This window comes from Gordonia sp. (in: high G+C Gram-positive bacteria), from assembly GCF_049299075.1.
Lineage (GTDB): Bacteria > Actinomycetota > Actinomycetes > Mycobacteriales > Mycobacteriaceae > Gordonia.
The window spans coordinates 1-11,852 of the sequence record NZ_JBAQWU010000375.1 but is presented as its reverse complement, the minus strand read 5'-3'; the positions used below and the strand labels follow the sequence as shown (position 1 = coordinate 11,852).

12 protein-coding genes are annotated in these 11,852 nt (G+C 66.7%); 1 reads left to right on the top strand and 11 read right to left on the bottom strand.

Going from position 1 to position 11,852, the window contains the following annotated elements; genetic code table 11:
* Positions 1-251, bottom strand: a 251-nt coding sequence (locus WAW85_RS11810) for an acyl-CoA thioesterase (protein ID WP_422559801.1), incomplete at its 3' end; no start/stop codon positions are given.
* Between the two features lie 103 nt (positions 252-354).
* Between WAW85_RS11810 and WAW85_RS11805 the strand changes: the two genes are divergently transcribed.
* Complete coding sequence (locus tag WAW85_RS11805) at positions 355-2,301, top strand: acyl-CoA dehydrogenase (protein WP_422559800.1); 1,947 nt, start codon at positions 355-357, stop codon at positions 2,299-2,301.
* Between the two features lie 10 nt (positions 2,302-2,311).
* Here WAW85_RS11805 and WAW85_RS11800 read toward each other — a convergent pair whose 3' ends face one another.
* From WAW85_RS11800 to WAW85_RS11755, 10 genes are all read right to left on the bottom strand, one after another.
* Positions 2,312-3,094 carry a PP2C family protein-serine/threonine phosphatase gene (locus tag WAW85_RS11800; RefSeq protein ID WP_422559799.1) on the bottom strand — a complete coding sequence of 261 codons (783 nt, stop codon included), beginning with the start codon at positions 3,092-3,094 and terminating at the stop codon, positions 2,312-2,314.
* A gap of 69 nt (positions 3,095-3,163) precedes the next feature.
* Complete coding sequence (gene pdxS, locus WAW85_RS11795) at positions 3,164-4,066, bottom strand: pyridoxal 5'-phosphate synthase lyase subunit PdxS (RefSeq protein ID WP_422559798.1); 903 nt, start codon at positions 4,064-4,066, stop codon at positions 3,164-3,166.
* Positions 4,067-4,164: 98 nt separating this feature from the next.
* Positions 4,165-4,677 carry an NUDIX hydrolase gene (locus WAW85_RS11790; RefSeq protein ID WP_422559802.1) on the bottom strand — a complete coding sequence of 171 codons (513 nt, stop codon included), beginning with the start codon at positions 4,675-4,677 and terminating at the stop codon, positions 4,165-4,167.
* An 18-nt stretch (positions 4,678-4,695) separates the two neighbouring features.
* A complete protein-coding gene (locus WAW85_RS11785; RefSeq protein WP_422559797.1) occupies positions 4,696-5,820 on the bottom strand; it encodes a glycosyltransferase family 4 protein in 1,125 nt (374 codons plus the stop codon).
* Entirely contained in the window at positions 5,817-6,716 is a 900-nt protein-coding gene (locus tag WAW85_RS11780; protein WP_422559796.1) for a phosphatidylinositol mannoside acyltransferase, read from the bottom strand. The genes WAW85_RS11785 and WAW85_RS11780 overlap by 4 nt, the downstream gene beginning before the upstream one ends.
* A 4-nt stretch (positions 6,717-6,720) precedes the next feature.
* Positions 6,721-7,380: a phosphatidylinositol phosphate synthase gene (gene pgsA / locus WAW85_RS11775; protein ID WP_422559795.1), complete on the bottom strand. Its 660-nt coding sequence runs from the start codon at positions 7,378-7,380 to the stop codon at positions 6,721-6,723.
* A complete protein-coding gene (locus WAW85_RS11770; RefSeq protein WP_422559794.1) occupies positions 7,377-7,910 on the bottom strand; it encodes an HIT family protein in 534 nt (177 codons plus the stop codon). The genes pgsA and WAW85_RS11770 overlap by 4 nt, the downstream gene beginning before the upstream one ends.
* 12 nt (positions 7,911-7,922) lie before the next feature.
* Positions 7,923-10,004, bottom strand: coding sequence for a threonine--tRNA ligase (gene thrS, locus WAW85_RS11765; protein WP_422559793.1), 2,082 nt, complete (start codon positions 10,002-10,004; stop codon positions 7,923-7,925).
* Positions 10,005-10,036: 32 nt separating this feature from the next.
* Positions 10,037-11,344 (bottom strand): glycosyltransferase 87 family protein, encoded by a 1,308-nt coding sequence (locus WAW85_RS11760; protein WP_422559792.1) that lies wholly within the window; start codon positions 11,342-11,344, stop codon positions 10,037-10,039.
* A 97-nt stretch (positions 11,345-11,441) separates the two neighbouring features.
* Positions 11,442-11,852: TIGR02611 family protein (locus WAW85_RS11755; RefSeq protein WP_422559791.1), on the bottom strand; the 411-nt coding region annotated here is incomplete at its 5' end.

Genomic DNA, 11,852 nt, shown 5'->3' with positions numbered 1-11,852 from the left:
ACGAACGACCGCCCGTCGCGGATCCGGTCGACCAGGAAGACGGCGGGCTGCTCGGGCTTACCCGGTCGCAGGAAGTAGCCGTGGAGGGAATGCACGGTGAACCCGGGGTCGACGGTCTTCGTCGCCGAGATCAACGCCTGCCCGGCTACCTGGCCGCCGAAGGTCCGACGGAGCGCACTAGGAAACACTCCGCCGCGATAGATATCGCTGTCGATTCGCTCGACCGCAAGGATTTCCTCAATACTCGGCACCCGGTCAGTATCGCACGACGACCTCGTCTCCCTGATCGGCGGAGGCCGCACCTCGACCCCGAGTCCGGTCCCCGCCGCCGCCGGGTTCGGTACGTTGGCTGATATGACCTCGGTAACCCCCGACAGCCTCACCACCGGACTCCGCCAGGTCTTGGACGGCCGGTGGGCAGACACCCGTGACAGTGTGCGCACGTTGATCGCCGAACACCATCTGGTCCCGCGGACAGGCGTCCCGCTGGCCCAGTACCGCGCCGATATGCTCGACGAGATGCGGGCCATGGTGCCGCTCGGTTTCCCCGCGCAAGGTTTCGCCGACGACGACGGCCGCAGCAACCCCGGCGCCGCGGTGACCGCCATCGAAACCCTTGGCTACGGCGACCTCTCGCTGATGGTCAAGGCGGGCGTCCAGTGGGGTCTGTTCGGCGGTGCCATTGAGAACCTGGGCACTGCACGCCACCACGACCAGTTCCGTCAGGGCCTGATCGACCTGGATATCGTCGGCTGCTTCGCGATGACCGAAACCGGTCACGGCTCCGATGTGCAGCGACTGGAGACGACCGCCACCTACGATGCGCAGGCCGGCGAGTTCGTGATCGACTCGCCTACCGCGTCGTCGCGTAAGGACTACATCGGGGGCGCGGCCGAGCACGCCCGCTGGGCGACGGTCTTCGCGCAGCTCATCACCGCCGGTCCCGGCGAGGAACCGGTCAGCCACGGCGTGCACTCCCTGGTAGTCCCGATTCGCGATGCCGCCGGCGACGATCTGCCCGGCGTCACCACCTCCGACTGCGGATACAAGGGCGGCCTGCCCGGCGTCGACAACGGCCGCCTCCGCTTCGATCAGGTGCGGGTGCCGCGCACCGCACTGCTCAACCGCTATGCCGAGGTCGCCGCCGACGGCACCTACTCCAGCCCGATCGAATCAGATAGCCGCCGCTTCTTCACCATGCTCGGCACCCTGGTCCGCGGCCGGGTCACCGTCGGCGCTGCTGGCGGTGCGGCCGGTCGGCTCGCCCTGACGTTGGCGGTCAAATATGCGCTGACCCGCCGCCAGTTCGACGGCCCCGGCGACGACGGCGAACTGCTACTTCTTGACTACCGGACGCACCAGCGTCGACTCCTTCCGTTAGTTGCCAAGGCCTACGCTTTCGCGATCGCGCAGAACGACGTCACCGGCGAGCTGCATGACCTCCAATCCGATCGGAACACCGAACCCGACCCGGATCGAATGCGCCGTCTGGAAACCACCGCGGCAGCCATCAAGGTCGGCCACACCACGCTGGCCTCGGCGGCCGCGATCGAGGCGCGCACAGCCTGCGGCGGCGCCGGCTACATGGCCGAGAACCGGCTGCCGCTGATCCGCGATGACCTCGACGTCTTCACCACCTTCGAGGGTGACAATCTGGTGCTGACTCAGCTGGTGGCCAAACACCTGCTGACCGCCTACGCCGCCGAAGCCAACGACCTGGACACGGCAGGCTGGGTGCGCTTCGTCGCCGGGATGGCCCGCGATGTGACGCTGGAGAAGTCGGGCGTGCGCCAGGCGATCCAGACGATCCTGGACTCGTCCACCGAGACGATCGACGACAGCGACCTGAGCGAGCCGGCCACCGCGCTACGCCTGTTCCACGAGCGCGAGGACCACCTCGTCCGCACCGCCGCGGCTCGGCTCCGACGCGCCCAGGACGACGATGGCGATGCCTACGAAGTGTTCACCCAGACGCAGGACCACCTGATCAAAGCGGGGCAGGCCCACGTCGAGCGGCTGGCACTGGAAGCCTTCGTGGCTGCCGTCGCCGAACTCCCCGATTCACCGGTGCGCGACACCTTGGAGTTGGTGCGCAATCTCTTCGTCTACGCGACGCTGGAAGACGATCTGAGCTGGTTCCTGATGCACCGGTTCATCTCAGTGGAACGCGCCAAGGCGATCCGCCGCGGCGTCAACGAACTGTGCGGTCGCCTCCGACCGGTGGCCAGTTCGCTGGTCGACGCCTTCGGCATTCCGGACGTCGCGCTGGACGTCCCGATGCTCACCGGCGTCAGCGACTGACCCGCACCGGTCAGTCCGCGATACGGACGAGCACGACCGTCACGTTATCGTGTGCGCCGCTAGCCAACGCGCACTCGACGAGCGCGCGCGCCGCAATCTCCAGATCATCGGTCGCGCAGACCGCGGCCTCGATCTCGTCGTCGGTCAGCTCTCCGTTCAACCCATCCGAGCACAGCAGCACGAGGTCACCGTGTACGGCGGGGAAGGCGAAGTAGTCCGCCTGCGGGGTGGCCATCCCGGCACCGAGCGCCCGGGTGATCACGTTGCGGCGGGAGTCCACGCGCGCCTGCGCGGGGGTAAGGACTCCCCCATCGACCAGTTCTTGGACCTGTGAGTGGTCCACACTGACCGGCGTCAGCGTCTTGGCGGTCACCACGTAGGTGCGGGAGTCACCGATGTTGAAGGCGACCCAATGCGCGCCGTCACCCTCCGCGGCCAACACCACACCGGTGGCCGTCGTGCCAGCCCGCCGCGCCGTTTCCGGACCGAGCGTGCCGATCCGGTCCTGGGCGTCGATGAGCAGGCGCTCGAGCGCGCCGGTAGTCTCGGCGACCGGCGCACCCACGGGCACCGCCGACAGCGTCTGCAAGGCGGCTTCACTAGCCAACTCGCCACTTTCGTGACCACCCATGCCGTCGGCCAGCAGGTAGCAGCCGGGCAGAGCGAGCGCGGCGTCCTCGTTGGCCGGACGCACGTTGCCGACGTGGCAGGCCACGGCCCACTCCAGGCGCAATCCGTTCACGTCGTCGACGCCCGTGCTGATCACGTCCCGAAGGATCTCCGGCTCACTCATCTCGTCTCCTCGTCACAATGCTCAGGCGATGGTCCTCCCGCGGGCGACCGAAGAAGCTTTGCGCGGAGATTACCAGCCACGCTCGGCGAGGCGGTGCGGCTGCGGGATCTCGTCGACGTTGATCCCGACCATGGCCTCACCCAGACCGCGCGAAACCTCGGCCAGCACATCGGGATCGTCGTGGAAGGTGGTGGCCTTAACGATCGCGGCAGCGCGCTCGGCCGGGTTTCCGGACTTAAAGATGCCCGAGCCGACGAAGACACCTTCGGCACCAAGCTGCATCATCATCGCCGCGTCAGCCGGGGTCGCGATCCCGCCAGCGGTGAAAAGGGTGACCGGCAGCTTGCCCTCGCGTGCGATCTCCACAACGAGGTCATACGGCGCCTGCAGTTCCTTGGCCGCGACGTACAGTTCGTCCTCCGGCAGCGAGCCGAGCCAGCGGATCTGGTCGCGCAGCTTGCGCATGTGGGTGGTGGCATTGGAGACGTCACCGGTACCGGCCTCGCCTTTGGAGCGAATCATCGCTGCACCCTCGGTGATCCGACGCAGCGCCTCGCCCAAGTTGGTCGCCCCGCAGACGAACGGAACTGTGAAGGCCCACTTGTCGATGTGGTTGCTGTAGTCGGCGGGAGTGAGCACCTCGGACTCGTCGATGTAGTCGACGCCGAGGCTCTGCAGAATCTGTGCCTCGACGAAATGACCGATGCGGGCCTTGGCCATCACCGGAATGGAGACAGCCGCGATGATGCCGTCGATCATGTCCGGGTCGCTCATCCGGGAGACGCCGCCCTGGGCGCGAATGTCGGCCGGAACACGCTCGAGGGCCATCACGGCGACGGCGCCGGCGTCCTCGGCAATCTTGGCCTGCTCGGGCGTCACCACGTCCATGATCACGCCACCCTTCAGCATTTCCGCCATACCGCGCTTGACGCGGGCGGTGCCGGTGGTGGGGACGAGAGGCTCGTTGGTCACTGCGTTGCTCCTGAATCTGCTAATGCTTGTCGGACCCGGCCACGTCGGCGAGTCGTGGCATCAGTATTCCCGATCGTGCTGCCGGGCCACGGGGTGGGTCAGTCGGGCATGACCCGTTCACTGATCTCGAAGTACTCCGGGAGCGACGAATGACCGCCCAGACGGAGCAACCGGACCATCCGACGGGCGCCCAGGGTGCGCGCATCGCGTACCGAGTCATTGTAGAAACGCCGGGCAATGGTGACTCGCGCCTGGGCGTCGGCGAGTTCGGCGATCAGTCCAACCGGCTGCTCCGCCGGATCGACCTGTGCCAGCACGGTCGACAGCCGGTTTTCGGCGACCTCGCGGCTGGCGAACTCGGAGTTTTCGGCGGTATCGGCGGCCGCGGCGAGGGCGGCGGTGAGCGTGCGATCCGGACACGCCGACGCGATCGCCCGGGCCACGACGGCACGACGTTCCAGCGCGGCTGTCAGCGCAGCCCGTGCCAGGTCGACCCGCACGTTCAGCCGATTCAGTCGAGTCGCCCGGGTCGCGGACAGGATGATCAGCCAGATCAGCGCCGCCACCGCGATCACGACAGCCACCACGGTCATCCACGTCCCCGCCGACATCACCACAGCAACCGCACCCTAATCTGACAGCACTACCGGGCCGGCGCCCAGTGTGACGGTCTCGTACACCTTCTGAATTTGGTCCGCCACCCGTGACCAGTCGTAGCGGTCCGCGCGCTGACGCGCGGCGGCCACGAGCTCGGCGCGCGCCGGCTCGTTGTCGAAAAGCTCGATCACCGCCGCCGCCAGGGCGGTGGCCGAACCCGTCTCCACCAAGCGTCCGGCCCGGCCGTCGTCGAGGACGCGGGAGAAGGCCACCAGATCGCTGGCCACCACGGCGGCACCGGCCGCCATCGCCTCGACCAGCACGATGCCGAAGCTCTCGCCTCCAAGGTTGGGGGCCACGTAGACATCGGCGCTACGCAGGGCGCGGGCCTTAGTCTCGTCGTCGACCATCCCGAGAAACGTCAAGTGCCTGGCCAAGTCTCCGGCGCGCCGGGCCAGGGCCTCCTCGTTGCCGCTGCCAACGACCAGCACTTCCACGTCCGGGTACCGGTCGACGATGCGCGGCAGGGCCCGCATCAGTACATCGATCCCCTTGCGCGGCTCATCGAAGCGGCCAAGGAATACCAGGGTGCCGCCGGCACGCGGATAGCCCGTCAACGGCTCGACCTCGGCGAAGTGCGCGACGTTGATGCCGTTGGGGATCTCTACGGCATCGTTGCCGAGCGATTCCATCTGCCAGCGGCGGGCCAGTTCGGAGACGGCGATCTTGCCAGCGATGCGCTCCCGGAACTGGCGCAGCATGGCGTCGAAGAGCCACAGCCACAGCGATTTCGTGGTGGCGGTGTGGAAGGTCGTCACGATCGGGCCGGTGGCCACCATCAGACTCAACATCGACAGGCTGGGGGCGTTGGGTTCGTGCACGTGCAGCACGTCGAAATGATGGTCGTCGATCCAGTTCCGGAGTCGATTGAAGCCCTTCGGCGAGAAGGTCACCCGGGACACCGAGCCGTTATACGGGATGGCCAGGGCGGGTCCAGCCGAGTCGACGTAGTCGGGCAGGTCGGTCGCCAGGGCGGCCGGGGCCAGCACACGAACGTCGTGACCACGGCGGATGAATACCTCAGCCAACTCGATCACGTGCGCCTGGACGCCGCCGGGAATATCGAACGAATACGGGCAGATCATGCCGATCTTCATGCCAACCGCTCCCGTCGTTCCGCCGACCAATCGGCCTCCCACAGTGGCTGCAGCATGTGCCAGTCGGCTGGCGCCGCGGCAATGGTGGCGGCAAAGGCATCGGCCAACCGCTGGGTCGTGGCCTCGACACCGTCGACCTCGATTTCGGTCATCACAATCTGTGACGTGTGCGCGTCGGGATAGCTGTGGTGCGCCGCGACCAGCACTGCCCCGGTCTCGATCGCGAGCTTGGCCGGTCCGGCCGGCATCCGGGTGGGTTCGCCGAAGAACGTAACCGGGACGCCGTGCCGGGACAGATCGCGGTCACCGAGCAGGCAGACCGTGCCGCCCGCACGTAGCCGCTCGGCCAGCAACTGGAATGGCGGCTGCTCGCCACCAGTGAGCGGGAAGACTTCAAAGCCGAGGCCTTCCCGAAATTCGATGAAACGATCGAACAGTGATTCCGGGTTCAGCCGTTCGGCGACGGTGGTGAACCTACCGTGCCGGTTGACCAGCCAGACGCCGCACGTGTCCCAGTTTCCTGAATGCGGCAGCGCGAAGATCACGCCGCGCCCGCTGGCCACGGACCGGTCGACCAGCGCCGCATCGTCGTCGGAAATCCGCACGGCGGCGACGATCTGGGCCGGATCGGTCGACGGCAGCCGGAAGGCTTCCCGCCAGTATCGAGCGTAGGAACGCATCGCTTGGGCCATCAGTTCATCGGGCACCGCCGCGGGGGTGGTGTACAGGATTCGAGCCAGATTCTTGCGCAGTTGCGTCGGCCCCCCGTGACGCTTGCCCGCCACAGTGCCAGCGGTGTCGAATACCTTGCGCGCCAGCCCTGCCGGGGCCCGACGGACCACCGCCCACCCCGCCTGGTATCCCCGATCAACCGCGCGCTCGCGCCAGCCGGACATCGGTTCAGTTCTCCGCCGCGAGATCCGACGGCGGCGCCATCGGAATCAGCTCGCGCGCACCTGGGGAGTTGTAGATCGACCACATTCGCTGACCGACGGTGATCACGCTGGTGACCGCCAACAGCCACATCGCGATGTGGATGGCCCAGGTCCAATGCAATCCGGGGAAGGCAGTGAGGCCAGCACCGGTGAGCACGATAATCAGCCGCTCCGGCCGCTCGATCAGTCCACCGTCACCCTGTAGTCCGGCCGCCTCGGCGCGGGCCTTGGCGTAGGAGATCACCTGTGAGGTGACCAGACAGATCAGAATCGCGATCAACAGCAGCGAATGCGGCTGGGTGACCGCGGCCCAATACGCCAGCGCGCCGAAGATGGCACCGTCGGCGATTCGGTCACAGGTGGCGTCGAGCACCGAACCGAAGCGAGTGCCGCCACCGCGCGCCCGGGCCATCGCGCCGTCGACCATATCGAACATGACAAAAACCCAACACGCCACCGCGCCGGCGAACAACCAACCCTGCGAGAACAACACGATTGCCGCGGCGACGGTGGCGATCGTGCCCAGGATCGTCATGAGGTCCGGGGTCAGGCCAATGCGAAGCAGGAACCGGCCCAGCGGAGTGGTGACTGCCGAGAACACTTGCCGTCCTTTGAAGCTGATCATCGCGTCTCTCCCCGATCGAGTCCGGGCCAGGCCTGAGCGAGGAGCGCACGGGTGTCGGCAAGCAGCTGCGGAATCACCTTGGTGCCGCCGACGACGGTGATGAAGTTCGCATCACCGGTCCACCGCGGGACGATGTGCTGGTGCAGATGCTCCGACAGCGAACCGCCCGCGGCGCTGCCCAGGTTCAGACCGACATTGAAGGCGTCGGGATTGGAGACCGACTTGATGGCGCGGATGGTGCGCTGGGTGAAGTCCATCAATTCCAGCGACTCGGCGGCGGTGAGGTCTTCGAGGTCGGCGACCTGGCGGTACGGCACCACCATGGTGTGGCCCGGGTTGTATGGGTACAGATTGAGGACCGCGTACACCGAATCGCCCCGCGCGACGATCAGGCCGTCCTCATCGGTCATCCGCGGGATGTCCAGAAATGGATGCCCTGTTAGCTCCGCGCCGGTCGCCACGCGCGGCTGCTCGGCGGTGATGTAGCTCATCCGGTGCGGAGTCCAGAGTCGCTGTAGCGGATCGGTCATCTCGGCCTCCCTCTAGCGTCGCTTCCGCGCCGCGTCGAGGAACTCCTGCATCGATTCAGCGGTGGGCGAGTCGTTGCGGCGCGCCTCTTCCCACTCATCGATGGCGACGATGGCGTCGTCGACCGGAACACCGTTGAGCTGGGTGCCGTCGCGGAACCGAAAGCTCACCGCATTGGCCTCGACGTCGCGCTCACCGGCCAACAACATGAACGGCACCTTAGCGGTGGTGTGGTTGCGGATCTTCTTCTGCATCCGGTCGTCGGAGTGGTCAACCTCGGCGCGCACCCGGCGGCCCTTGAGTCGATTGATCACCGACTGCAGGTGCGGCGCGAAGGCTTCGGCGACCGGGATACCGACCACCTGAACGGGGGCGAGCCACACCGGGAAGGCGCCGGCGTAGTGCTCGGTGAGCACACCGAAGAAGCGCTCGATCGAACCGAACAGCGCACGGTGGATCATCACCGGGCGTTCCTTGTTGCCGCCCGGGGCGGTGTACTCGAGGTCGAAGAGCTCCGGCAGAAAGAAGTCCAGCTGGATGGTCGACATCTGCCAGGTGCGACCGAGCGCATCCTTGACTTGCACGGAAATTTTCGGCCCGTAAAACGCGGCGCCGCCCGGATCTGGTACTAGATCCAGGCCGGAGCTCTCGGCGACGGCCCGTAGGGTCTCGGTGGCCTCTGCCCAGAGCTCGTCGGTGCCAACGTATTTTTCCGGATCCTTGGTGCTGAGCTCCAGATAGAACTCGTCGAGTCCGTAGTCCTGGAGCAACTGCAGGACGAACTTGAGCGTCGTCGTCAACTCTTCGACGACCTGGTCCTGCGCGCAGTAGATGTGGGCGTCGTCCTGAGTGAAACCGCGGGCGCGGGTGAGGCCGTGCACCACGCCGGACTTCTCGTAACGGTAGACCGAGCCGAACTCGAACAGGCGCAACGGCAGTTCACGGTAGCTGCGGCCGCGCGAGTTGAAGATCAGATTATGCATCGGGCAGTTCATCGGCTTGACGTAATAGTCCTGGCCGGGTTTGCGCACGGTGCCGTCGGCGTTGTACTCCGCGTCCAGGTGCATCGGCGGGAACATGCCGTCGGCGTACCACTCGAGGTGTTTGGACGTCTCGAACAGATGCCCCTTGGTGACGTGCGGGGTGTTGACAAACTCGTAGCCTGCCGCGGCGTGCTGTTCCCGCGAATAGTCTTCCATTTCGCGCCGGATCACACCGCCCTTGGGATGGAATACCGGTAGGCCCGAGCCGAGCTCGTCGGGGAAACTGAACAGGTCCAGTTCAGCGCCGAGGCGGCGGTGGTCACGCCTCTCGGCCTCCGCGAGTCGGTCGAGGTAGGCGTCCATGGCCTCAGTGGATTCCCAGGCGGTGCCATAGATCCGCTGCAGGTCGGCCAGACTCTGGTCGCCGCGCCAGTAGGCAGCCGAGCTGCGGGTCAGCGTGAAAGCCGAAATGTATTTGGTGGTGGGTACGTGCGGGCCGCGGCACAGATCGCCCCACACCCGCTCGCCGGTGCGCGGGTTGAGGTTGTCGTACGCGGTAAGTTCTCCCCCGCCGACCTCCATAATCTCGTCGTCATCGGCGGCGCCCTTGTCGTCGATGAGTTCAAGCTTGTATGGCTCGCCGGCCAGTTCGGCGCGAGCCGCATCCGGGGAGTCATACACGCGGCGCGAGAAGCGCTGACCGGACTTGATGATCTGCTTCATCTTCTTTTCAAGGCTCTTCAGGTCCTCGGGCGTGAAGGGTGCGACGACGTCGAAGTCGTAGTAGAAGCCGTCGGTGATCGGCGGGCCGATACCAAGCTTGGCGTCCGGATTGACCGACTGCACAGCCTGCGCGAGCACATGGGCGGCCGAGTGTCGGATCACGCTGCGGCCGTCGGCGGAGTCTGCTGGCACCGGTGCGACGTCGGTGTCGTCGGCTGGCACCCACGACAGGTCACGGAGCGTGCCATCGGCTTCGCGAACGACGACGATCGCCTGCGGCCCCTTATTCGGCAGCTCCAGCGCGCGCATGGCCTCGCCCGCGGCGGTGCCGGCCGGGACCCGGAACGATTCCGGCAATTCGACACGGACAGGCACGGCTTGGTCGGGCACAGCAAGGCTCCTCTAAATGCGGTGGGCGTCTATCAGCGCACCAGGTCGGGCAAGTCAGACGGCGGATTGTGTGTGAATCGTATCGGGTCGCGCCGCGCACACCACCACAGCGTGACCGCGAGGGTAACGAGCAACACCCACAAGTAGGCGCCGGACGTGATCACCGCACCGGCGCGCTGCCACCCGGACGCTGCAACGTCCCACTGCCACCAGTAGCTGCCGAAACCCCACATCGGGCGTCCTTCGAAGCCGAGGCGGCGGACCGGCCACGCGAAGGTGACGGCGAGCAGTGCGGGTGGCAATACCCACCACAGCCAGGTGACCGGCCTACCCCGGCGGGCCGAGGACGCCGCCTGCACCAGCGTGATCACCAGCAGCGGCGCCATCCACACCCAATGGTGACCCCAGGAGAACGGGGAGACGGCACAGGTGGTCATGCCGGTGAGCGTGATCGCCAACAGCACGGCGCCAGCCCGCTGGGCCCGCCAGGCCGCGTACAGTCCGCCGACCCCGACGAGCACGCCGATCGGTATCCACAGCCATTCCGGCGGCTGCCCCAAGCCCAGATCCGCGAGCCGGTGCAGGAATCCGTTGATCGACTGGTTGGCGGCGGATTTTTCGGGACCGATGCGGGCGGTGTCGCGCATGGTCGTCGTCCAGAACCGCACGGCCTGTCCGCGCAGGCCGATCAGTCCGATGACGACGGTCGCGGCGAACGTAACGACGGTCACCACGGCCGCCTTCCACTGCCTGGTGACGGCGAGGTAGCCAAGAAAAAAAAGCGGCGTCAACTTGATGCCCCCCGCCAGACCGATCCCCAGGCCGCGCCAACGACCAGGCAACAGCACGAGCCCACCGAGCACCAGGACCCCCAGGACCAGGTTGATCTGACCGTTCCAGATCGTCGTCTGGATTGGCTGCAGCAGCGTCACCCCGACCGCCAGGGTCGCGCCGGTGCACCAGAAGCGCCAGTTGCGCGCGTAGCCCAGGCAATGCAGCGTCAACAGCATGAACGTGAGCAACATGATCGCGTTGACGACGCCCATGACATGCACCGTGGCGCCGATACCGAGCAGGGCGAGCGGCGCGGCACCGAGCGCGGCGAACGGCGGGTAGGTGAACTGCCACACCTTGTAGACCGGCTCGTCGTACACCGGCAGGCCGTGGAGAACGGCGAATCCGCCGCCGCGGTACACCTTGACGTCGATGCCGTTGGAGAACAGCATGTAGCCCCGGCCGAGGCCGGGTAGCACGTTAAGGTGCCACAGGAGCGCACCCACGGCCAGGGCAACCGCCAGCCAGACCACCGAAATCGGTACCGTCCGCGGACGGTCTGCCACCGGGTCGCCTTGCACGTCGACTGACACTACGCCGCTCCCGGCGCCCGGGTTCGGTGACGCGCCGTCGTGCGCACCGACGGATCGACCTGCGGCACGATCAGATGTGGCCGCGGATCGGGCCACTAAGCCACTCGTCTCGCCAACCGAACCACGACCCCATCGTTCCCAACATCCCGGCCAACCACAGGAAGAGCAGAATGATCACCACAACCGCGACGATCAGTCCGGTCTTCGCCGCCAGCGAGCGGCGCCCCCACCAGGCTTCGAAATAGTCCAGGGCGCGGCGCAGCCCGTGAGCGACCTTCTTCGCCCAGACGAACTCGGTGGACAGCACCCCGAGGCCGAGGAAAATTAGGATCCAGCCGAAGCCCGGGGTCGGGAGCGGGACCATCATGGCGCCACCGAGAATCATGATGGTCCCGACGAAGCCCACGCCGGTCCGATAGACCGCGTTGAGGCGCGGATTAGGCCGGATGCGTTCGCGTTCGACCTTCGCCCGGTCCACCAC